Source organism: Streptomyces litchfieldiae, from assembly GCF_031845365.1.
Classification (GTDB): Bacteria; Actinomycetota; Actinomycetes; order Streptomycetales; family Streptomycetaceae; genus Streptomyces; species Streptomyces litchfieldiae.
Genome location: NZ_JAVREL010000023.1, coordinates 1 through 20,071 on the forward strand (window position 1 = coordinate 1; position 20,071 = coordinate 20,071).

The window sequence follows — 20,071 nt, forward strand, 5'->3', positions numbered from 1 at the left end:
ACTGCATGGGGGACCGTGTGGGAGAGTAGGACACCGCCGGACAATTCTTTGATAATGCGTGTGGGCTTGACCGAAGAGGATTCTTCGCTCAAGCCCACACGCATTTTTTTATGCCTCCTCCCGGGGCCTGCGCGGAAGTGTGAAGGCCGTTGCGGTATGCGGGCCGTGGTGGAAGCATCGGCCTATGACGTACACCATCCGCCAGACCCGACGCGAGGATTGGGAAAGGCTGAGGGAGCTCCGCCTGGCGGCTCTTCAGGACCCCATCGCACCCATGGCGTTCTACGAGCCCTATGAGGAGGCCGTGCGGCTCACCCGGGGCGAGTGGGAGCGGCGGGCCTCCGGGCGGGAGAGCGCCACGTTCATCGGCGAGGCCGAGAGCGGCAGTTGGGGTGGCATGGTCGGGGCGTTCGTCAAGCATCGCGTCGTCCACGTCGTCGGCGTCTATATGCTGCCCGAGCACCGCGGGACCGGTCTGGCGCGGGAGTTGATGCGGGCCGCCATCGAATGGGCGGGTGGGCACGAAGTGCGGCTGCGCGTCCACGAGAACAACAAGCGGGCGGCCCGGTTCTACGAGTCCCTGGGCTTCCGGCCCACCGGCGGCAGCGATGCCGACCCCCGCGATCCAGCGCTGCGCGCCTTCGAGCTCTCCCTCAAGACCGGCTAGGGCCGGTATCGAGTTCCCGGTCGGATCAGCCCGCGGCGTCAGACGCGGTGCCCCCCCAGGCCCTTGGGGGCCTGGGAGGTACCCCCAGCAAGGCACCGGATCGCAGCTCATACCCGGCCGTACTCGCGCGATTCGGCTGGGGGCACCTCCCAGACGGAGTCTGGGGGAGCGGCGAGGTGCCGTGACTGGCGTCGCGGGCCCGGACGGGAACTCGATACAGGCCCTAGCCCCGGCCCGTCAGTTGCCCACAACGCGCAGGGTGGGCTGGGCCGTTGTCACCGCGTCCACCAGTGCCGCGCGCAGGCCGGCCGTTTCCGGGTGGTCGCCCACCACATACAGCGTCGCGCCCTCGCCGGCGATATTGCCCAGGGCGAGCGCGTCGACGCGCCCGGGGCTGCACGCCTGGCGGATGTGCAACTGCTCCAGGCCCGCCAGGGCCTTGCCGACCAGGTCGAGCGCGGCGTCCCGGCGGACCGGGTGGCCGGTGAGCGTGCTCTCCAGCTCCATTGCCGCGCCGCCCGCCGCGCGGGAGTGGGTGCGCAGGACCTTCGCGGGCTCGCCCGGCGACTTGCCGTGGGCCCACCGCTGAATCTGGGTGAGCTGCGCCCCGCTGAGGGCCGCGGCGTGCAGGTAGCAGCGCAGCAGCGTTTCCGCCGCCTCGGCGTCGAGCCGGAAGATGGGCTCCACGGGGCGGACGGGCTCCAGCAGCGCCGCCGCCCGGGCGCGGGCCACCGGCATCTCCTCGCAGCCCTGCTGCGGCGTCCAGCGCAGCCGGACCGGCGCGTCCGTCACATGGCCCGGGTCGTAGACATGGACAGGGCCCATCTTGCCGCGCTGCCGGGCCGTTCCGCTCCACAGGCGGCCGTGGGGGTCCAGCACGATCAGGCCCTCCGGGGCCTTGAGCACGGCGGCCATCGTGTCGCCGGACGCCACGGGCCGGGCCAACTGCTCGGGCGTCGGCGTCGGCGTCGGCTCGACGGGCTCGAACGGCTCGGCGGGTGTGGCCGGTTCGGGTGCCGGCGCCGGAACGGGGGTCGGCTCCGCCGTTGACGCGGGTGACCGGCGGTGCTCCCGCCGGGCCCGCCACGTGGCGAGGCGGATGGTTACCCACAGGACTGTGGAAAACAGAACGATGAGCTGTGCCAGGAAGACCAGCCAGACCGTGGCCGCGCTCGGCAGGTCGGCCGGCGCCGCCTCCGGCCAGGCCGCGGGGATGTCGCCGGGGGCGGTCAGCAGCGAGCGCATCGCGTGGGCCGTGCGCACGAAGGTGACGCCCGTGGGCCATTCCCCGTGCCGGAGCCAGCCGGCGAGGCCGGTCGCCGTCCAGGTCAGCGCCGTCACGCCGACGAGCACGGCCAGCGTGCCGACCAGCAGGGCGTCCGGCACGCCGCCGCCGCGCCTGCCGGGGGCGCCCCCGGCAGGCTGCTGATGCGCGCGCTGGTCGTACGACACGTTCCGCTGGCCCTACCCGACGCCCTGCCGCTTCTCGAACGACATCACCCGCGCCTCGGTCTCGGCCTCGAACAGGTCGTCGGTGGTGGCCAGTTCGTCCTCGGCCAGCGCGACCGACGCGGACGACTCGGTCATGGCGCGGTCGGTGAAGACGAGCGGGCGCTCCGCCTCCGTCACCAGGTGCTTGACCACCTGCACATTGCCGTTGACGTCCCAGACGGCCATGCCGGGGGTGAGGGTCGGGATGATCTCGACCGCCCAGCGCGGCAGGCCGAGGACCTGGCCGGTGGATCTCGCCTCGTCGGACTTCTGGGCGTAGATCGTGCGGGTGGAGGCCATCTTGAGGATCGCCGCGGCCTCCTTGGCGGCGGCGCCGTCCACCACGTCGGAGAGGTGGTGGACGACGGCGACGAACGACAGGCCGAGCCGGCGGCCGAACTTCAGCAGACGCTGGAAAAGCTGTGCCACCGAGGGCGAGTTGATGATGTGCCAGGCCTCTTCCACCAGGAAGATGCGCTTCTTGCGGTCCGGCCTGATCCAGGTGTGCTCCAGCCAGACGCCCACGATCGCCATCAGGATCGGCATCGCGATCGAGTTGCGGTCGATGTGCGAGAGGTCGAAGACGATCAGCGGCGCGTCCAGGTCGATGCCGACCGTCGTCGGGCCGTCGAACATGCCGCGCAGGTCACCGTCCACGAGCCGGTCCAGGACCAGCGCCACGTCCAGGCCCCAGGCGCGGACGTCGTCCAGCGCCACGTTCATCGCGTCGGCCGCCTCGGGCAGCGGGTGCCGCAGCCGCTCGACGATGTCGGTGAGGATCGGCTGGCGGTCGGTGGTGGTCTGGTTCACATAGGCGTGGGCGACCTTGAGCGCGAAGCCGGAACGCTCGTCGAGCGTGCGGCCGAGGGCGACCTCGATGATCGTCCGCAGCAGGGCGAGCTGCCCGGTGGTGGTGATCGCCGGGTCCAGCGGGTTGAGCCGGACGTTGCCGTCGAGGGTGGCCATCGGGTCGAGCCGGATCGGGGTGATGCCGAGCTCCTCGGCGATCAGGTTCCACTCGCCGACGCCGTCCTCGCCCTGGGCGTCGAGCACCACGATCTGCCGGTCGCGGAACCGGAGCTGACGCAGCACATACGTCTTCTCCAGCGCCGACTTGCCGTTGCCCGACTCGCCCAGGACCAGCCAGTGCGGGGCGGGGAGCTGCTGGCCGTAGAGCTGGAACGGGTCGTAGATGTAGCCCTTGCCGGAGTAGACCTCGCGGCCGATGATCACGCCGGAGTCGCCGAGGCCCGGCGCGGCGGTGGGCAGGTAGACGGCCTGGGCCTGGCCGGTGGAGGTCCGCACCGGCAGCCGGGTCGTCTCCGTCCTGCCGAAGAGGAGGCTGGTGAACGCCTCGGTGATCAGGGTCAGCGGGTCGCGCGGCGGCACGGCGGAACCTCCTTCCCCCGGGGGATCGTGCGCGTGGCAGTCCTCATCGCCTGATCCCCGTCGCGAAGGGCAGCGTGTTGACGAACGCGCGGTGGTGCTCGCGATCGCACCACTCAAGCTTCAAATATGACTTACCCGCGGACGCACGGATAGTGCGCTTGTCCCGGGCAAGTGCCTCGGGGTGCGGCGAGGAGACGGTGATGTAGCCGACGAGGTTCACCCCGGCGGCGCCGGAGGCCAGGTCGTCGCCGCGCTGGTCGACGCGGCTGTGCGCGGCCACGTCGCGCGGGTCGACCGTGCGGTTCATCTTGGCGGCGCGGGACGCCTCCGCCTCGTCGTTGGTCTTCTCGGTGAGCATGCGCTCGATCGCGATCTCCGTGGGCTCCAGGTCCATGCAGACGGCGACGGTGCGGATCACATCCGGGGTGTGAACGAGCAGCGGTGCGAGGAAGTTGACCCCGATGGGGGTCATGGGCCACTCCTTGATCCAGGCCGTGGCGTGGCACCAGGGCTCGCGGGTGTCCGACTCGCGGGTCTTCGCCTGGAGGTAGGTCGCCTCCCGGGCGTCGAGCTCGGCGGGCCACGCGTTGCGCCGGGACATCGCCTGGATGTGGTCGATGGGGTGGTCCGGGTCGTACATCGAGTGGATGAGGGAGGCCAGGCGCGCCTCGCCGAGGGGCTGGCGCACCCGGATGTCGGCCTCCGTCAGGCGCGCGCAGATGTCGGTGAGCTCGCGCGCCATGATGACGGCGAGGGCCTCGTCCTGCGTCATGCGCTGCTGCCGCCCGTCGCGGCCGCCGCGGGAGGCGCGGGCGATGGTCTGGGCCTCGCTGCCCAGCTCGCGCGAGTGGTGCATGCAGGCCACGAGGTAGGCGCGGTGCTGCTCGCTGGAGGTGGAGACCATGGACGCCAACTGCTCGTAGGACTCCTGGATCCAGCCGGGCGCGCTGTCGTCGCCGCGCTCGCGCACGTCGTTGGCGTGCGCGTCGGGGTCGGCGGGCAGGGTGCGGGCGAGCATCTGGAGGCGGGTGACGTGGCCGTCGCCGTTGGCGACGTGCTTGAGCAGCGTGCCGAACCGTTCGACCAGGGCCTCCTGGTCCTCGCTGTCCCGCAGGCCGACGCCGGGGCCCTCGACCTCGATGGCGGCGGTGATGGTTCTGCGGTCGGTGTGCAGGAGCACGGCCAGCTCGTCGGGGCCGAAGGCGGCGGCCAGCCAGCGGACGCGGCCCACGCCGGGGGGCGCGCCGATCTCGATCTCGCGGCCGTCGAGGGTGATTCCGGCCTCGGGGGCGCCGGACCGGTAGGTGGCGCCGCGGCGCTGGGTGCGGCGGAAACTGCGGCTGATCTCGAACCACCTGTAGAACGTGCGGCCGTTGTAGGGCATGTAGACGGCGGCGAGGGCGAGGAAGGGGAAGCCCACCAGTCCGACGAGGCGGAGGGCGAGCACGGGGATGAGCAGGCCGCTCATCATGCCGAGGAACGCGCCCACGACGATGAGCGCGATTTCGCCGGTCTCGCGGTTCCTGCCGACGATGGCCTGGGGCCGGGACCGGCCGATGAGGTAGGTACGGCGTCGTGTCAGGGTGTTGGGTGGGGCGGTCACCGGCTACCTCCTCGATTGGTCTGGTTTCCCGTCCGGCCGCTGTTGCCGCCGGACGCCGAAGTCGATGATGACCCCGACTGGCCAGTACGGGTACTGTGCGCGGCGACTCCGCCGGCCACGGGGTTGGCTGGCCGCGGTCCGCCGCCGGCGTTGGGCCCGGTCGCGCCGCCCGCGCCGCCGTCGCGGGTGCCGTGCGTGCTCATGCCCTGGCGCAGCATCGAGGCGGGCGTGGAGACGGCGGCCTTGGCGGCGCGGCTGGAGGTGTCCTGGCGCATCTGGCGGTGGTTGACGATCTCGTCGCCGAAGCCGGGCACGAAGCGGTAGATCATGGCGGACGCGAAGATGGCCAGCAGGATGATGGACAGTCCGGAGATGATCGACGAGACGGCCGTCGGTCCCTCGCCGTCGTCGGTGGTGAGGGCGCCGGCGAGGCCGAGGACGATGACGATGACCGGCTTGATGAGGATGACCGCGATCATGATCCCGGCCCAGCGGCGTACGTGTCCCCAGAGGTTCTTGTCCACGAGGCCGGCGTAGACGGCGGTGCCGAGGAGCGCGCCGACGTAGAGCATGGCGGCGCGGATGACGAGCTCCAGGGCGAGGACGCCGGCGGCGAGGATGGAGATCAGGGACACCACGATGAGCATGATGGGGCCGCCGCCGATGTCCTCCCCGGCCTCCAGCGCGGCGGCGAAGTCGCCGAAGAACGCGTCGGAGTTGTCGCCGGTGCCGACGACTATCGCGTCCGTGACGCCGTCGGTCGCGGAGACGACGACGTAGAGGATGAGGGGGGTGAAGGCGGAGGCCATGACGGTCAGCCAGAGGAAGCCGACGGCCTCGGAGAGCGCGGTGGTCAACGGCACGCCGCGGATGGCGCGTTTGACGATGGCGAGCAGCCAGAGGATGAGCGTGAGGACGGTGGAGGCGGCGAACACGACGGCGTACTGGCGCAGGAACGAGGTGTTGGTGAAGTCGACGGCGGTGGTGGAGTCCACCAGCTCCGACAGCTCGTTCACGATCCAGGCGGCGGCGTCGGCGCAGCCACGGGCGAGGGAGGACAGCGGGTCGAGGGAGTCGTTGAGGGTACTGTTCCCCCCGTCGCCCCCGCCGCCGGACTCGGGATCCCCTTCACAGAAGTCGCGGGCGGCGCCGGAGATCAGCTCGCACTCCTGATCCTCCTCGTCGGCGCGGGCGCGGGGCGCCAGCGCGAAGGCGGAGGCCAGGAGGCCGATGGACGCCGACGCCATGGTGGCCAGGCGGAGGCGGAGGCTAACGCGCATAGGTGAACCCTCCGTACTCTTCGACCGCTTCGGCGATCTCGTCCGATCCGGAGATGCGGTTGTCGCCGTTCACGGGGGTCGGGCCCTCGGTCTGGTCGGTGCCGACCACCTTCCAGTCCCCGTTCTCCCAGACCAGGGTGAAGTGCATCGTGAACCAACTGGTGCGCACCGGGTTCCGGGAGTCGGTGCCGGCGATGCCGAAGAGCCCGGAGCACCAGACCGCCACCTCGGCGGTGGTGTCGGCGTAGGAGGTGACCGATGTGCCCACGGGCATGGTCCGGTTGACGAAGGTGTAGCCGTCCGGCACACCGCCCTCCGGGTCCAGCCCGATGTCCTCGTTCAGCTCGGGGCTGTAGTCCGCGTCGAACGCGGCGCGCAGGTCGTCTCTGGAGGATGAGGCACTGATCGTGTCCACGATCCCGCGGCGCTGGTCCGCGTTGAACATCTCGACGCCGCCCAGTGCCACCGCGTAGTTCGCCGCGGCGCTCTGTGCGCCCTGTTCCGTCTGGGGGTGGCCGGTGGGGATGCCGTTCGTCGTGCCGTCCACGGGCTGTTCGCCGGTGGGGGCCGTCGGTTGGGCCGTGTCGGGGTCGGCCGATGTGTCGCCGCCGCCGGAACTGTCGTCGTCGCCGGACTGGTTGGCGAAGACGATGGCCGCGAGCAGGAGGACCACGACGGCCACGATGGTGATCACGCTGCGGCCGGGGGAGGCCGGTGGGCGGCGGGAGGAGGGCTCCGTCTGCTCCGGGAGCCGGGTGCGCGTGCCCGAAGGGATGCTGCGGGTGCGTGCCTCCTCGTAATCGTCGCCGTAACTCATGTGCGCGCCCCCTCAACAGCAGCGAGTCTATTACCTCCTCACACGACGTTAGCGCCCTCCGCCGACGTTCCGCTCCTGTGCGGGCCAGTTGATCTCCGCGGCCGGTCCCGCCGGGCGCCAGCGGAAGTGGACGTCGGGCTCGCGCTCTTCGTTGCCGGAGCCGTCGGTGCGGCCGGCCTCGACGAAGCCGTGGCGGGTGTAGAAGCGCCGGGCCGGGGCGTTGACCTGGAACGTGACCAGGTCGAGGCCGTCGGGGCGGAGTTCCTTGGCGAGGGCGAGGAAACGGTCGCCGAGGCCCCGGCCGCGCCGGTCGGGGTCGAGGTAGAGCTGAGCGAGCTCCGCGCCGTCGAGCACCATCACACCGACGACCGCGCCGGAGGGGGTGACGGCGACCCAGGTCTCGTGGTGAGGGACGAGGACGTCGCGGAAGTAGGCGCGGACCTCGTCGTCCGTGTGCGCCCTGCGCACGGTGGGGAGCGCGGCGCCGTACGAGCGCAGCCAGACGTCGGCGGCCGGCCGCGCGTCGTCGGCGGTGGCGCGGCGCAGGCGGGCGTCGGGGGACTCGGAGGACATGGCTTCTCTCTCCCGGGTGGTGTGCGGCCATCAGTCTTGACGCGGCCGTCGGGGGGCGCCACCGCGTTTCCGTTCCGGCCGGACGTGGCCTACAGCACATAGCGCAGGTGCTGGATCAGCCCGAGGGAACTTCCCTCGTGGGCGGCCGTGGGGTCCAGCCGTTCCAGGGAAACGCCGCTGATCCGCGCGAAGTCGGCCGCGAAGTGGTCGATGTCCCGCCGGTCGTGGAGAAAGAGGGGGACGTCGGGCTGCTCGACGTAGACGGTGGCGAGTTCGCGGGCGGACGCGTCGTGAATGGTGAACGGGCAGCCGGGCGTGGCCGGGTAGGCGGCGCAGCGGAAGGGCATGAGCTGGATCGTGATGTGCGGGGAGTGTGCCAGCTCGACGAGATGTGCGAGCTGTGCGCGCATGGTCTCGCGGTCCACGAAGTGCATGTGGAACGCGGCCTCGTGGATGACGGCGTGCACGGTGGGGTGGGGCGGGCCCTCGGTGAGGACCCGCTGTCTGCGCAGCCGGAAGCCGACGAGGGCGTCGATGACGTCGGGCGTGGCCCCGGGGTGCGCGGCGGTGAACAGGAACCGCATATAGGCGGGGGTCTGGAGCAGGCCGGGGACGTGCAGCCACTCGAATATTCGGAACGCCGTCGTCAGGGACTCCAACTCGGCGAGATCGCGGGCCCGTTCGTCCAGTATCTCCCGGTATTCCGACCACCAGCCCTTGCCGGTCGCGTTGGTGAGCTCGATCAGGGCCCGGGTGAGGGTCGCATCGCTGCAACCGTATGTGTCGAGAAGTGCCCGCAGGCGCGGCTCGGGGCAGGCGGTGCGGCCCGCCTCGATGTGGCTCAGATGCGGCTTGTTGAGCCCGGCGCGGGCGGACGCCTCGGCGGCTCCGACGCCCGCCTCCTCGCGCAGTCTGCGTAACTCGCGTCCGAGGCGGCGCTGCCGTTGAGTCGGATGTGCGCGCAGTCCCATGCGGCGACTTCCTTCACAGTGTTGAGAGTTGTGTCGGACGATTTGGGGGTTTGTCACTCAAGGGAGTGGATGGGTTGCAGAGGGTTGTATCGGTGTGACCGCGCACTCTACCGTCGGGGGCACCGTCCCGGATCGTGACAGGAAGGTCCGCCCCCGCATGTGTTCCGTCGCCATCCCTGCCCTGGCCGGGAAGCCCGCCGCCGACTTCTCGCTCACCTTCCCGCCGGAGCCGAGGTGGGTGCGCGGCGCGCGGGACGCCGTGCGGACGGCGCTGACGCCGGTGGTGCCGGGGCTGGTGGACACGGCCACGCTGCTGACCTCCGAGCTGGTGACGAACGCGGTGACCGCGACGCTGGGGTGTCTGCCGTCGTCGCATGTGGCGCTCTACGCCGAGTGGAGCCCGGCCGGGGCGGTGCGGGTGCTGGTCCACGACACCGCGCCGGGGGTCCCGGAGCTGCCGGGGACGCCGGTGGACGAGGACGCGGAGCACGGGCGCGGGCTGCTGCTGATATCCCTCTTCGCCAGTGAGTGGGGCGTGTGCCACCACGCGCCGGGCCGGGGCAAGGTGGTCTGGTTCACGCTGGACGCGGCGGCCTAGGCCCGGTGCCCGGGGCCGACCGTCGGCGGCAAATTGGGTGGCCGGGGCCGGTGGGGGGTGTTGGGATGCGGTTATGAACGACGAAGTGAGCGTGCGGACCGCCGAGCCGGGTGACGCGGAGGCCGTGCTGAGGTTCTGGAAAGAGGCCGCCGAGGGCGAGAGCGTCAGCGACGACCTCGACGGTGTGGGGCGGTTGATCGAGCGGGACCCGGAGGCGTTGCTCCTGGCGGAGACGGACGGGGAGCTGGTCGGCACCGTCATCGCCGGGTTCGACGGGTGGCGGTGTCATCTGTACCGGCTGGCGGTCTCGCCGAGCCGGCGGCGGCAGGGCGTGGCGACGCTGCTGCTGGAGGCCGCCGAGCGGCGGTTCCTGGAGCTCGGCGGGCGGCGGGCCGACGCCATGGTGCTGCACCGCAACGAGAAGGCGCACGGGGTGTGGGGCGCGCGGGGGTACCGGCGGCAGGACGAGTGGGGCCGGTGGGTCAAGCCGTTGCCGCGTTAGCCGTGCGGCGCGGTCGAGCCGGTGTGACGCGGCGAGCCGGTGTGACGCGGCGAGCCGGTGAGGCGCAGTTAAGTGGTGTGCGGGCGCGATGAGTTCCGCCGCGTCGGCCGGTCTTCCCTGTGACGGGGAAGGAGGCTGGCGGTGAGTGCTGACGTGTTCATCGTGCGCGGGCCGGTGGCCCGGGAGGACGTGCCGGGCGTCTGCGAGCGGCTGCGCGCGTTCGTGGGGAGCAGCGGCGCTCGCGAGGTGACCGTGGACATCGGGGCGGTCGGCCGGGCCGATGCCGTGGCGCTGGAGGTGGTGACCCGGCTGCGGCTCACCGCCCGGCGGCTGGACTGCCGGCTGCGCTTCGTAAACGTGGGCTGTGGGCTATCGGGCCTCCTCGGCTGGCTCGGCCTCGGGGAGGTGCAGGGGGAGGTCGAAGAGCGGGAAGAGGCGCGCGGTGTCCAGGAAGGCGTTGATTCCGGTGATCCGGCCCGCTGAGAACTCGATGACCTGGAGGGCCCAGGCCGAGTGGCCGCCGGCCGGGGCCCGCCGGTACTGGCCGAAGGCGGGGGCGCCGTTGGCCGAGGTGGCTATGAGTCGGGAGCCCTCGCACTCGATGCCCTGGCCGATCATCCAGTCGCGGATGTCGGACGGGCCGCGCATCCACAGGTCGTACGGCGGCATGGACAGCGTGGCGTCCTCGTGCAGGAGGGCCGTCAGGGCGTCCATGTCGTAGCGCTCGAACGCCTCCATGTAGCGGGTGAGGAGCGTGCGGTGCTCCTCCGAGAGCGGCTGGGTGGGGTCGGACTGGTCGACGCCGGTGGCGGCCAGGGTGGCGCGGGCGCGCTGGAGCGCGCTGTTCACCGAGGCGACCGTGGTGTCCAGCAGCTCGGCGACCTCGCTGGCCCGCCAGCTCAGCACCTCGCGGAGGATCAGCACCGCCCGCTGCCGTGGCGCCAGGTGCTGGAGCGCGGCGACGAACGCCAGCCGCACCGACTCGCGGGCCTCGGCGCGCTCGGCCGGGTCCTGCGGGAGCGTCCGGCTGTCGGGCATCGGCTCGACCCACGCCGACTCGGCCAGCGGCGGACCGAGCACGGCCTCCGCCGTCCGCGTCGCGGAGGTGAGGTCCATCGGGCGGGCCCGCTTGCTGCTGCCGCTCAGCATGGTCAGACAGACGTTCGTCGCGATGCGGTAGAGCCAGGAGCGCAGCGAGGAGCGGCCCTCGAAGCGGTCGAAGCCGCGCCAGGCCCGCACCATCGTCTCCTGCACGGCGTCCTCGGCCTCGAAGGCCGAGCCCAGCATCCGGTAGCAGTAGCCCGTCAGCTCCTTCCGGTACTGCTCAAGCTGCTCGATCCGCGGGCGGTCCTGTGTCGCGATGTCGCTGCTCATCGGGGCTCCCCTGGCCGTTGCTCGGTGTGCTGTCCTGCTGTCCGGCCAGACTAGTCAGCACCACTGACAACGAGCCCCTGACGCGCGCGCCCGGTCATCCTCGTAGCTGTTCGGCCAGGTCCTCGGCCTCCCGCTGGGTGAACGTCCCGCTGATCTCCACCTTGCCGCCGTCGATGCGGCCGCCGACCGTCGGCATGGTCAGCAACTCGCCGCCGTGCACGATCGCGAGCTGGTTCCCCGGGGGCTGCCGGGCCGCCGCGCGGGCCGTGAGGTCGCCGAAGAGTTCGGCGTCCTCGGCGAGGAAGGCGATCCGCACCAGCCAGCCGTTGCCGTACTCCGAGTCGAACACCGCCTCGGCGGCCCGCAGTCGCTCCACCTCCAGGCCGTCGTCCGTGGCGAGCGTCAGGCACTGGCCCGACTCCGGGCTCTCGACCGTGTACGGGGAGGTCTCGGGGCAGCGGCCCTCGGACCGGGAGGCGACGGGGACGAACCGGAGCGGTTCGGACATCGTGCCGCCGGCGGTGGCGGTGCTCCTGGCGTCGGCCGAGCGCAGCGCCAGAAAGGAGAGGAGACAGCCGAGGACCACCAGCGCGACGACTATCAGAACCGGGCCCGAGGAGCGGTCTCGCCCCGGGCCGTCAGCGGTGCCATAGCTCATAACGCGCTCCCCTCCCGAGCACTGCCGTGCCGCTTAAAGTAGCGGTAGCGCCGTGAGTTCGCAGGGGGTGTGGAGATGCAGGACCGGATTCTCGACGGCCGGTACCGCCTCGGCCGGCAGTTGGGCGCCGGCGGCAGCGGCACCGTCTGGGAGGCGCTCGACCTGCGGCTCGAACGGCAGGTCGCCGTCAAGGTCGTCGGCACCGTCACGGTGGGCCGCGACCCGCGCGCCCGGGAGCGTTTCGAGCGCGAGGCCAAGCTGCTGGCGAGCCTGTCCAGCCCGTTCATCGTCACCGTGCACGACGTGGGGGAGGCGCGGTTCGACGGCGACCCGGACTCGGTGCTCTACCTGGTGATGGAGCGGCTGCCGGGCCGTTCCCTGGACCAACTCCTCGCGGAGGAGCGGGCGCTGCCGCCGCTCGGCGAGGTGGCGCGCTGGGGCGAGCACATCTGCCGGGCGCTGGCGGTGGCGCACGAGTCGGGTGTGGTGCACCGGGATCTCAAGCCGGCCAACGTCATGGTCGGCCCGGACGGGCTGGCGCGGGTGCTGGACTTCGGGATCGCCGCGGTGCTCGCCGAGTCCACCGACCACGCCCGGCTCACCTCGACCGGCGTGGTGGTCGGTACCCCCGCCTATATGTCGCCCGAGCAGATCGAGGGCGGCGCCGTCGGCCTCGGCAGCGACCTGTACTCGGCGGGCTGTGTGCTGTACGCGCTGGTCACCGGCCGGCCGCCGTTCCACGGGACGTCCCTGTACCAGTTGCTGCGGCAGCAGATGGAGAGCGCGCCGCGGACGCCCGGCGAGCTGCGCCCGGGGCTGCCCCGGGAGTGGGACGAGCTGATCCTGGCGATGCTGGCCAAGCGGCCGGGGGACCGGCCGGGCGGCGCGGCCGAAGTGGCCGACCGGCTGCGGGAGATGTCGGTGTTCGCCGCGCGGCTGCCACCGGCCCCGCTGGCCGCCACACTGGCGTACCAGCCGACGCGGGTGGACTCGCGGCCCGACCCGCGGGCGGTGGTGCTGGCGAGCTGCCCCCGGCCCGACGGCGGCCGGCTGCCGCTGGCCACCGGGCAGCGGATGCGGCTGGCCGATGTGCTGCCCGGCGCGAACGCGTTCACGGTGGGCCTGGACTGGCGGGCGCCGGAGGGCATGGACGCCGACGCCAGCGCGCTGGTGGTCGGCGCGGACGGCCGGGTGCTGTCCGATGAGCACTTCGTCTTCTACAACAACCCGGAGCCGGCGGGCGTCGCCCTGCGGCTGGCCGCGGACGGCCCGGAGGCGATGTTCTGGGTGAAGCCGGTGGCGTTGCGCCCGGGGGCGGCGCGGGTGGTGTTCGCGCTGTCCATCCACGACGCGGAGGCGCGCGGGCAGGAACTGTCGGCGGTGCGGCTGCTGCACGCGCGGCTGGTGGACCCGGGCAGCGGCGAGGAGCTTTTGTGCTTCGGCTTCCCGGCCGGGCCGCCGGGCGCCTCGGGCGTGACGTTCGGCGAGCTGGTGCGGGAGGACGACGGCTGGTGGTTCGGCGCGGTCAGCCGGCCGTACACCGGTGGCCTGGCGGGGATCGCGGAGGCGCACGGGGTCGCCGTGTCGTAACGGGCCGCCGCGCGGCGTCACTTGAGCAGCCGCGACAGCCGGCGGTCGGCCAGGGGCTTGCCGCCGGTCTGGCAGGTGGCGCAGTACTGGAGCGCGGAGTCGCGGTACGACACCTCGCGGATGGTGTCGCCGCAGACCGGGCAGGGCTCGCCGGCGCGGCCGTGCACGCGCAGGCCGGTCTTCTTCTCGGACTTCAGCCGCTGGGCGGCCAGGCCCCGGGAGCGCTCGACCGCGTCCCGCAGGATGCCGGTCATCGCCGCGTAGAGACCGGCGGCCTCCTCGGGCGGGATGCGGGCGGCCAGCTTGAACGGCGACATGCGGGCGGCGTGCAGGATCTCGTCGGAGTACGCGTTGCCGATGCCGGCGAGGGCGCTCTGGTCCCGGAGCACGCCCTTGATCTGCCGGTTCTCCCGGCCGAGCAGCGCGGTGAACTCGGCCTCGGTGAACGCGGGGTCCAGCGGGTCGGGCCCGAGGCGGGCGATGCCGGGCACCTCGGTGGCCGGGTCGTGCACGAGGTGGACCGCGAGCCGCTTCTGGGTGCCGGCCTCGGTCAGGTCGAACCCGGCGCCGTCGGTGAGCGCCACGCGCAGCGCCAGCGGGCCCTTGCCGGGGCGCGGCGGCGCGGCCGGCAGGCTCTCCTGCCAGCGCAGCCAGCCAGCCCTGGCCAGGTGGACGACGAGGTGGAGGTCCCCGGCGGCCAGGTCCAGGAACTTGCCGTGCCGGGCCACCCCGGTGAACGTCCGGCCCTGGAGCGCGGACAGCGGCGGCTCGTACGTCTTCAGAACGTGGAAGGCGACCGGCAGCGCGCGGGCCACCTCGTGGCCGACGAGGTGGCCGGTGAGGAACGCGCGCAGTGCCTCGACCTCGGGTAGCTCGGGCATGCCTGCCAGCGTATGCCCGGATTGGCCCGTTCGGCGAAGGTGATCAGCGGCTCGCCCCGGTCCTCAGCGCTTGCGGATCACCGTGACCCCGTCGCGCATCGGCAGCAGCACGGAGTCCGCGCGCTCGTCGGCGGTGACGATGTCGTTGATCTCCCGGATCGCGATGTCGGCCGGCTCCTGGGCGGCCGGGTCGACGACGCGGCCGCCGCGCAGCACGTTGTCCAGCACGATGACGCCGCCCGGCCGCAGCCGGGTGATCAGCTCCTCGTAGTAGACGGGGTAGCCGACCTTGTCGGCGTCGATGAACGCGAAGTCGATCGTCTCCTCGCGGGGCAGCGCGCGCAGCGTGTCGGCCGCCGGGGCGATGCGCAGGTCGATGCGGTCGGTCAGGCCGGCCCGCGCCCAGTAGCGGCGGGCGACCGAGGTCCACTCCTCGCTGACGTCGCACGCGATCAGCCGGCCGTCGTCGGGCAGCCCGCGGGCGATGCAGATCGCGGAGTAGCCGGTGAACGTGCCGACCTCCACGGCCTGCCGGGCGCCGGTCAGGCGCACCAGCAGCGTGAGGAACGCGCCCTCGTCCTGGCTGATCTGCATGCTGCGCTGCTCGGGCAGCGCCTGCCGGGTCTCGGCGGCGAGGTCGCGCAGCACGTCGTCGGCGGCCGGGTTGGCGTGGTCGAGGAGGTAGTCGTCGAGAGCGGGGTTCACGATGTCCATGGCGGTGAGTATGCCGCCGTTCCGGGCACTCCTCAGGGCTGCATCGGGCCCGGCACGTCCGCGCGGTCCTCGTCCTCCTGGCGGCGTTCGTCCTGCTCCGCCAGGTACATCAGCGCCACCGCCAGGTCGTCCGGGGTGAGCAGACCCGCCGGGTTCTCCGGGGGGTTGAGGTTGAGTGCCGAGCCGCCCGCCAGGAAGAGGTCCAGCGGCAGCGAGCCCGCGTCCTCGCCGGCGAACTGGCCCACGTCCATGGTGGCGTTGGTCAGCACCCCGTTGCGGATGGACAGCTCCGCGGTCACCGGCGCGTCCGGGTCGGCCGGTTCGGCGACCAGCGGCGGCAGGCCGAACCGCTCGGTCTGCTCGGCCAGCAGGCCGAGCAGCGGCTCCACCGCGCGGTACGCGGCCCCGGCCGGCATCTCCACGACGACGGTCTCCGCGCCGCGCTCCTGCCCGGCGTGCCGCAGCGAGGCGCTGGAACGCAGCGTGCTCTCCAGCGCGCCCACCGACTCCCACAGCGACTCGGGGTCCAGCAGCGCGGCGCCGTCGATCAGCGCGGCCGCGACGTTCGCGGCGGTGTCGGCCGGCACGCCCGCGTGCTCGGTCAGCGCCTCGGCGTACGCCTCGTGGTCGTACGGCTCGATCTCCACCCAGTCGCCGCGCAGCGCGGTGGCCGCCGCCCGCAGCGAGTCGGGCAGGCCGGCCGCGTCGCGCTCGAAGCGCTCGGCCCGGGCCACGGCCGCCTCGCCGCTGCCGTACACGTCCTCGATGATGGCCTGCCCGCCGACGCGGGCGTAGGTCTCCTCGCCCAGCAGCTTGACCCCGGCCACGTCCCGGCCGCCGAAGTTGACCGTGATCGCGCCGTTGAGCGGGTCGCCCGGGGCGAGGTCCTTGAGCGGCGTCTCGTCCTCGGGATCGCCCGCGGAGACGGTCAGTTCGAGGTCGGCCAGCAGCCGCGCGTCCTGCTCGGTCACGTCCTCGGCACCCGACCGCAGCAGATAGTCGTGGACCTGCTCGGCGTCGGCGCCGACCGTCGCCACGATCGTGACGCCTTCCCAGGACAGCAGTTCGTCGACCGCGTCGGAGACCTCCAGGCCGGTCCGGGCGTTCTGGATCACCTGGCACGCCCCGGTCGCGGTCGCCAGGAGCGCCGCGCCGCCCAGGGCACCGAGCCGCAGCAAAATCGGGCGGGTACTGATGTCCTCACTCCTGTCCGTGGGGGGCATGGCGAGACACGGGGTGGCTCGGTGTCCAGTGTCCATGCGCGGTCCGGGCGACCCGTCGCCGGGGCGCCGTCTGTGGCCGAGGTGTCACCGTCCGGTAAGCGGCTTGTTAGCCTCGGGACATGCGTCAGCCGTGGATCGTCGGGGTGTCGGGGGCTTCCGGGACGCCGTACGCGGCGGCCGTGGTACGGGCGCTGCTGGCCGCCGGAGAGGCGGTCGACCTGATCGTGAGCCGCGCCGCCCGGCTGACGCTGCTGGACGAGACGGGGGTCGCGCTCCGCGACGCGCACTGGGCCGACGACCTGCGCGCCTGGCTGGCGCGCGGCGCGGACGGCAAGCCGGACGCGTTCGCCCCGGACATCTCAGCGGTGCGGTACTGGGCCGCCGGCGATCTCGCCGCCGGGCCGTCCTCCGGCTCCTACCCGGCGAAGGGCATGCTGATCGTGCCCGCCTCGACGGCGGCCGTGGCCGGGGTGGCGCTGGGCCTGTCGAAGGATTTGCTGCAACGGGCCGCGAGCGTGACCCTCAAGGAGCGCCGCCCGCTGGTCGTCGCCGTCCGCGAGACGCCGCTCAACGGGCAGACGCTGCGCCACCTGGTCGCGCTGGACGCGGCGGGCGCCGTGGTGCTGCCCGCCGCGCCCGCGTTCTACGCGGGTGCCACGCACATTCAGGATCTCGTCGACTTCGTCGCGGGCCGCGCGCTGGACGCGGTCGGGGTGGCGCACGGGCTGTACCGCCGGTGGGCGGGCGAACTGGGCGGCGCGGATCGCTCGTTCGGCCGTTCAGCCCGTCACTCTTAGGTCGATGGACGCGAATGCCTTAGATTCATCTGTGCAATCGACCATGGGGACGAGGAAGGCGCGGCGACGATGGACGCGGTGGACAGGCAGCTCATTCAGGCGCTGCGCGAGAACGGCCGGGCGTCGTACGCCGAGTTGGGCCGCCTCGTCGGCCTCTCGGGCCCCAGCGTCACCGACCGCATCAACCGGCTGGAGGCGGCCGGGGTCATCACCGGCTACCGGGCGACGGTGGACGCCCGTTCGCTGGGGCTCGGCGTCACGGCGCTGATCGGCATCCAGCTCTCCGACGCGGTGGACCACGAGGAGGTCGCGGCGCGGCTGCGGGAGCTGCCGGAGATCGAGGACTGCTGGTTCATCGCCGGGGACGACTCGTACATGCTGAAGGTGCGGGCGAGCGACGTGGACGGCCTGGAGCGCACGATCCGGCGGCTGTCGGGCACCAAGGGCGTCTCCCGGACCAGGACGACGATCGTGCTGTCCACCAAGTGGGAGAACCGGGTCGGCGAGCTGCCCGACGGCACGCAGGCGTAGGCTCGACGCCGAGCGGCGAGACGGGGCGAGACGAGGAGGCGCGACGGATGGACGCGGGACTCAAGCGGGAGCTGGAGGAGAAGGTCCACGCCGGTGAGCGGCTGTCCCGCGAGGACGGGATCGCGCTCTACGAGTCCGACGACCTGGCCTGGCTGGGCGGCCTCGCCCACGAGGTGCGGACGCGGAAGAACGGCGACGTCGTCCACTTCAACGTCAACCGCCACCTGAACATGACCAACGTCTGTACGGCCTCCTGCGCGTACTGCTCGTTCCAGCGCAAGCCGGGCGAGAAGGACGCGTACACGATGCGCATCGAGGAGGCCGTGCGGCTGGCCAAGGCGATGGAGGGCGACCAGCTCACCGAGCTGCACATCGTCAACGGCCTGCACCCCACGCTGCCCTGGCGCTACTACCCGCGGTCGCTGCGCGCGCTGAAGGAGGCGCTGCCGGAGTCGGTGTCGCTCAAGGCCTTCACCGCGACGGAGATTCACCACTTCGAGACCATTTCCGGGCTGTCGGCCTCCGAGATCCTCGACGAGTTGATCGACGCCGGCCTGGAATCGCTCACCGGCGGTGGCGCGGAGATCTTCGACTGGGAGGTCAGGCAGCACATCGTCGACCACAGGACCCACTGGGAGGACTGGTCGCGCATCCACCGCCTGGCGCACTCCAAGGGCCTCAAGACCCCCTGCACGATGCTGTACGGGCACATCGAGGAGCCCCGGCACCGGGTGGACCACGTGCTGCGCCTGCGTGAACTCCAGGACGAGACCGGCGGGTTCCAGGTCTTCATCCCGCTGCGCTACCAGCACGACTTCGTGGACATGAAGGACGGCAAGGTCCGCAACCGCCTTCAGGCCCGGACCACCATGGCCACGGGCGCCGAGGCGCTGCGCACGTTCGCCGTGTCCCGGCTCCTCTTCGACAACGTGCCGCACGTCAAGGTCTTCTGGGTGATGCACGGCCTCCAGACCGCGCAACTCGCCCTCCAGCACGGCGCGGACGACATGGACGGCTCGGTCGTGGAGTACAAGATCACCCACGACGCGGACAACTTCGGCACCCCCGACAAGCTGACCCGCGACGACCTGCTGGAGCTGATCCGCGACGCCGGCTTCCGCCCGGTCGAGCGCAACACCCGCTACGAGGTGGTGCGCGAGTACGACGGTCCCGACCCCGGCCGGCGCGAGTCGCCGCAGCCGATGCGGGTGTGAGCGGGGGCCGGTCCATGACGGAACAGCTCAGTGAGCGGAGCACCGCCGCGCCCGGGGGCGGCCAGCGGCTGGCCTACGTCCTCGACCCGGCCATCACCCCCGCGCTGCGGGAGGAGCTGGCCGAGCTGTGGGCGGACGTGGTCAACGCCGGTGGCGCGGTGGGTTTCCTGCCGCCGGTCACGGCCGAGGACACCCAGCCCGAGCTGCGCAAGCACCTGATCGGGATGGCCGAGGGCACGACCCGGCTGCTGATCGGGACCGACGAGCGGGGCCGGGCGGTGGCCACCGCGTTCTTCTCCCTCAACACCCACCGGCTGATGCGGCACTGGCTGTGGCTGAAGACCGTGATGGTGCACCCCTCGCGGCAGGGCGGAGGCACCGGCCGGGAGCTGATGGCCGCCGCGGCGACCGCTGCCCGCTCGATCGCCCCGGCCACCACCGGCATCCGGCTGACGTGCCGCGGCGGCATGGGACTTGAGCGCTTCTACGCGGCGTGCGGCTACCGCGAGGTGGGCCGCGTGCCCGGCGCGATACTCGCCGGCGAGAACGACTACCGCGACGACGTCACCCTGTGGCTGCCGCTCGGCTGAGCCGGCCCGCCGCCCGCCGCCCGCCCACGGCCCGCGTGGGGCGCTGTGCTTCACTGGGAAGGGGTTTGTGAAGGAGGACCGACCGTGAGCAGCCGTCCCACTCGTGCGACGCTCCGCTACACCGGGATGCGGCTCGGGGTGTTCGCCGCCTGCTTCGCCGTCGTCTCGGTGCTGGCGTACGTCGGCGTCATCCCGGAGTCCTTCGGCACGGCGAACCCGCTGTGGCTGATCCTGCTGGCCATCGTCGTCTCCGCGCCCATCAGCCTGATCGTGCTGCGCGGGCAGCGCGAGGCCATGTCCCGCGAGATCGTCGCCGGTGTCGACCGGGCCAAGGGCCGGCTGGAGGCCAACCGCCGCATGGAGGACGACACCGCCTGACCGGCCCCGCCCGGCCGCGGCGGCGTGAGTCGCCTCACACCCGGCCGTCGCCGTTGCCGCCGGGAATCCCGTTGCCCCGGGGAGCGTTGTGCCGCGACGGAGTCCGTTCCGGCCCATGACGTGTCAACCCAGGGGTGCTACCGTGCTCGACATGCACACCGCAGCCGCGCGCCCCACTGTCACGAGCGTTCCGCTCGTCGCGCGCCTGCACATCGATCTCTGCCGCTGTC

At 72.3% G+C, this 20,071-nt stretch carries 22 protein-coding genes; 10 read left to right on the forward strand and 12 right to left on the reverse strand.

Going from position 1 to position 20,071, the window contains the following annotated elements:
* Positions 1–184 precede the first annotated feature (184 nt).
* Positions 185–667 carry a GNAT family N-acetyltransferase gene (locus RM590_RS29345; RefSeq protein WP_311707779.1) on the forward strand — a complete coding sequence of 161 codons (483 nt, stop codon included), beginning with the start codon at positions 185–187 and terminating at the stop codon, positions 665–667.
* A gap of 237 nt (positions 668–904) precedes the next feature.
* Here the strand turns inward: RM590_RS29345 and RM590_RS29350 are convergent, their stop codons facing one another.
* The 7 genes from RM590_RS29350 to RM590_RS29380 form a co-directional block, all read right to left on the reverse strand.
* The gene (locus tag RM590_RS29350; protein WP_311707780.1) at positions 905–2,119 is read right to left on the reverse strand and encodes a type IV secretory system conjugative DNA transfer family protein; all 1,215 of its coding nucleotides are present in this window, start codon (positions 2,117–2,119) and stop codon (positions 905–907) included.
* A 12-nt stretch (positions 2,120–2,131) separates the two neighbouring features.
* The gene (locus RM590_RS29355) at positions 2,132–3,547 is read right to left on the reverse strand and encodes an ATP-binding protein (protein WP_311707781.1); all 1,416 of its coding nucleotides are present in this window, start codon (positions 3,545–3,547) and stop codon (positions 2,132–2,134) included.
* Between the two features lie 43 nt (positions 3,548–3,590).
* Complete coding sequence (locus RM590_RS29360; RefSeq protein ID WP_394814003.1) at positions 3,591–5,129, reverse strand: SCO6880 family protein; 1,539 nt, start codon at positions 5,127–5,129, stop codon at positions 3,591–3,593.
* Positions 5,130–5,146: 17 nt separating this feature from the next.
* On the reverse strand, positions 5,147–6,430 hold the full coding sequence (locus tag RM590_RS29365; RefSeq protein WP_311707783.1) for a hypothetical protein: 1,284 nt from the start codon (positions 6,428–6,430) through the stop codon (positions 5,147–5,149).
* Complete coding sequence (locus tag RM590_RS29370; protein ID WP_311707784.1) at positions 6,420–7,247, reverse strand: hypothetical protein; 828 nt, start codon at positions 7,245–7,247, stop codon at positions 6,420–6,422. The genes RM590_RS29365 and RM590_RS29370 overlap by 11 nt, the downstream gene beginning before the upstream one ends.
* 48 nt (positions 7,248–7,295) lie before the next feature.
* On the reverse strand, positions 7,296–7,820 hold the full coding sequence (locus RM590_RS29375; protein WP_311707785.1) for a GNAT family N-acetyltransferase: 525 nt from the start codon (positions 7,818–7,820) through the stop codon (positions 7,296–7,298).
* A gap of 89 nt (positions 7,821–7,909) precedes the next feature.
* Positions 7,910–8,791, reverse strand: coding sequence for a helix-turn-helix domain-containing protein (locus tag RM590_RS29380; RefSeq protein WP_311707786.1), 882 nt, complete (start codon positions 8,789–8,791; stop codon positions 7,910–7,912).
* Positions 8,792–8,948: 157 nt separating this feature from the next.
* Between RM590_RS29380 and RM590_RS29385 the strand changes: the two genes are divergently transcribed.
* From RM590_RS29385 to RM590_RS29395, 3 genes are all read left to right on the forward strand, one after another.
* Complete coding sequence (locus tag RM590_RS29385; RefSeq protein ID WP_311707787.1) at positions 8,949–9,389, forward strand: ATP-binding protein; 441 nt, start codon at positions 8,949–8,951, stop codon at positions 9,387–9,389.
* A gap of 73 nt (positions 9,390–9,462) precedes the next feature.
* Positions 9,463–9,891 carry a GNAT family N-acetyltransferase gene (locus RM590_RS29390; protein WP_311707788.1) on the forward strand — a complete coding sequence of 143 codons (429 nt, stop codon included), beginning with the start codon at positions 9,463–9,465 and terminating at the stop codon, positions 9,889–9,891.
* A 141-nt stretch (positions 9,892–10,032) separates the two neighbouring features.
* Positions 10,033–10,374, forward strand: coding sequence for an STAS domain-containing protein (locus RM590_RS29395; RefSeq protein WP_311707789.1), 342 nt, complete (start codon positions 10,033–10,035; stop codon positions 10,372–10,374).
* Here RM590_RS29395 and RM590_RS29400 read toward each other — a convergent pair.
* Both RM590_RS29400 and RM590_RS29405 read right to left on the reverse strand, forming a co-directional pair.
* Positions 10,261–11,265, reverse strand: coding sequence for a sigma-70 family RNA polymerase sigma factor (locus tag RM590_RS29400; protein ID WP_311707790.1), 1,005 nt, complete (start codon positions 11,263–11,265; stop codon positions 10,261–10,263). The two genes, RM590_RS29395 and RM590_RS29400, sit on opposite strands and share 114 nt — an antisense overlap.
* A 94-nt stretch (positions 11,266–11,359) precedes the next feature.
* Positions 11,360–11,923, reverse strand: coding sequence for a SecDF P1 head subdomain-containing protein (locus RM590_RS29405; protein WP_311707791.1), 564 nt, complete (start codon positions 11,921–11,923; stop codon positions 11,360–11,362).
* A gap of 75 nt (positions 11,924–11,998) precedes the next feature.
* Here RM590_RS29405 and RM590_RS29410 point away from each other — a divergent pair, with 75 nt between their 5' ends.
* Positions 11,999–13,513: a protein kinase domain-containing protein gene (locus tag RM590_RS29410; RefSeq protein WP_311707792.1), complete on the forward strand. Its 1,515-nt coding sequence runs from the start codon at positions 11,999–12,001 to the stop codon at positions 13,511–13,513.
* Between the two features lie 17 nt (positions 13,514–13,530).
* On the opposite strand, the gene RM590_RS29415 is transcribed toward RM590_RS29410, so the two are convergent.
* From RM590_RS29415 to RM590_RS29425, 3 genes are all read right to left on the reverse strand, one after another.
* Positions 13,531–14,394, reverse strand: a complete 864-nt coding sequence (locus tag RM590_RS29415) for an Fpg/Nei family DNA glycosylase (RefSeq protein WP_311707793.1) — start codon at positions 14,392–14,394, stop codon at positions 13,531–13,533.
* 63 nt (positions 14,395–14,457) lie between these two features.
* Positions 14,458–15,108, reverse strand: coding sequence for an O-methyltransferase (locus tag RM590_RS29420; protein ID WP_311707794.1), 651 nt, complete (start codon positions 15,106–15,108; stop codon positions 14,458–14,460).
* Positions 15,109–15,140: 32 nt separating this feature from the next.
* Positions 15,141–16,331 carry a hypothetical protein gene (locus tag RM590_RS29425; protein ID WP_311707795.1) on the reverse strand — a complete coding sequence of 397 codons (1,191 nt, stop codon included), beginning with the start codon at positions 16,329–16,331 and terminating at the stop codon, positions 15,141–15,143.
* Between the two features lie 119 nt (positions 16,332–16,450).
* Between RM590_RS29425 and RM590_RS29430 the strand changes: the two genes are divergently transcribed.
* From RM590_RS29430 to RM590_RS29450, 5 genes are all read left to right on the forward strand, one after another.
* Positions 16,451–17,128: a UbiX family flavin prenyltransferase gene (locus RM590_RS29430; RefSeq protein ID WP_311707796.1), complete on the forward strand. Its 678-nt coding sequence runs from the start codon at positions 16,451–16,453 to the stop codon at positions 17,126–17,128.
* Positions 17,129–17,197: 69 nt separating this feature from the next.
* Complete coding sequence (locus RM590_RS29435; protein ID WP_311707797.1) at positions 17,198–17,659, forward strand: Lrp/AsnC family transcriptional regulator; 462 nt, start codon at positions 17,198–17,200, stop codon at positions 17,657–17,659.
* A gap of 47 nt (positions 17,660–17,706) precedes the next feature.
* A complete protein-coding gene (gene mqnE / locus RM590_RS29440) occupies positions 17,707–18,873 on the forward strand; it encodes an aminofutalosine synthase MqnE (protein WP_311707798.1) in 1,167 nt (388 codons plus the stop codon).
* 14 nt (positions 18,874–18,887) lie between these two features.
* Complete coding sequence (locus RM590_RS29445; protein ID WP_311707799.1) at positions 18,888–19,463, forward strand: GNAT family N-acetyltransferase; 576 nt, start codon at positions 18,888–18,890, stop codon at positions 19,461–19,463.
* Between the two features lie 84 nt (positions 19,464–19,547).
* Positions 19,548–19,841, forward strand: a complete 294-nt coding sequence (locus RM590_RS29450; RefSeq protein ID WP_311707800.1) for a DUF4229 domain-containing protein — start codon at positions 19,548–19,550, stop codon at positions 19,839–19,841.
* Positions 19,842–20,071 lie beyond the last annotated feature (230 nt).

Excerpts from the sequence above, each read along its gene's own strand:
- RM590_RS29345 (WP_311707779.1), top strand. The coding sequence starts at position 185 with ATGACGTACACCATCCGCCAGACCCGACGCGAGGATTGGGAAAGGCTG.
- RM590_RS29365 (WP_311707783.1), bottom strand. The coding sequence starts at position 6,430 with ATGCGCGTTAGCCTCCGCCTCCGCCTGGCCACCATGGCGTCGGCGTCC.
- RM590_RS29370 (WP_311707784.1), bottom strand. The coding sequence starts at position 7,247 with ATGAGTTACGGCGACGATTACGAGGAGGCACGCACCCGCAGCATCCCT.
- RM590_RS29375 (WP_311707785.1), bottom strand. The coding sequence starts at position 7,820 with ATGTCCTCCGAGTCCCCCGACGCCCGCCTGCGCCGCGCCACCGCCGAC.
- RM590_RS29380 (WP_311707786.1), bottom strand. The coding sequence starts at position 8,791 with ATGGGACTGCGCGCACATCCGACTCAACGGCAGCGCCGCCTCGGACGC.
- RM590_RS29385 (WP_311707787.1), top strand. The coding sequence starts at position 8,949 with ATGTGTTCCGTCGCCATCCCTGCCCTGGCCGGGAAGCCCGCCGCCGAC.
- RM590_RS29390 (WP_311707788.1), top strand. The coding sequence starts at position 9,463 with ATGAACGACGAAGTGAGCGTGCGGACCGCCGAGCCGGGTGACGCGGAG.
- RM590_RS29400 (WP_311707790.1), bottom strand. The coding sequence starts at position 11,265 with ATGAGCAGCGACATCGCGACACAGGACCGCCCGCGGATCGAGCAGCTT.
- RM590_RS29405 (WP_311707791.1), bottom strand. The coding sequence starts at position 11,923 with ATGAGCTATGGCACCGCTGACGGCCCGGGGCGAGACCGCTCCTCGGGC.
- RM590_RS29410 (WP_311707792.1), top strand. The coding sequence starts at position 11,999 with ATGCAGGACCGGATTCTCGACGGCCGGTACCGCCTCGGCCGGCAGTTG.
- RM590_RS29415 (WP_311707793.1), bottom strand. The coding sequence starts at position 14,394 with ATGCCCGAGCTACCCGAGGTCGAGGCACTGCGCGCGTTCCTCACCGGC.
- RM590_RS29420 (WP_311707794.1), bottom strand. The coding sequence starts at position 15,108 with ATGGACATCGTGAACCCCGCTCTCGACGACTACCTCCTCGACCACGCC.
- RM590_RS29425 (WP_311707795.1), bottom strand. The coding sequence starts at position 16,331 with ATGCCCCCCACGGACAGGAGTGAGGACATCAGTACCCGCCCGATTTTG.
- RM590_RS29430 (WP_311707796.1), top strand. The coding sequence starts at position 16,451 with ATGCGTCAGCCGTGGATCGTCGGGGTGTCGGGGGCTTCCGGGACGCCG.
- RM590_RS29435 (WP_311707797.1), top strand. The coding sequence starts at position 17,198 with ATGGACGCGGTGGACAGGCAGCTCATTCAGGCGCTGCGCGAGAACGGC.
- mqnE (WP_311707798.1), top strand. The coding sequence starts at position 17,707 with ATGGACGCGGGACTCAAGCGGGAGCTGGAGGAGAAGGTCCACGCCGGT.
- RM590_RS29445 (WP_311707799.1), top strand. The coding sequence starts at position 18,888 with ATGACGGAACAGCTCAGTGAGCGGAGCACCGCCGCGCCCGGGGGCGGC.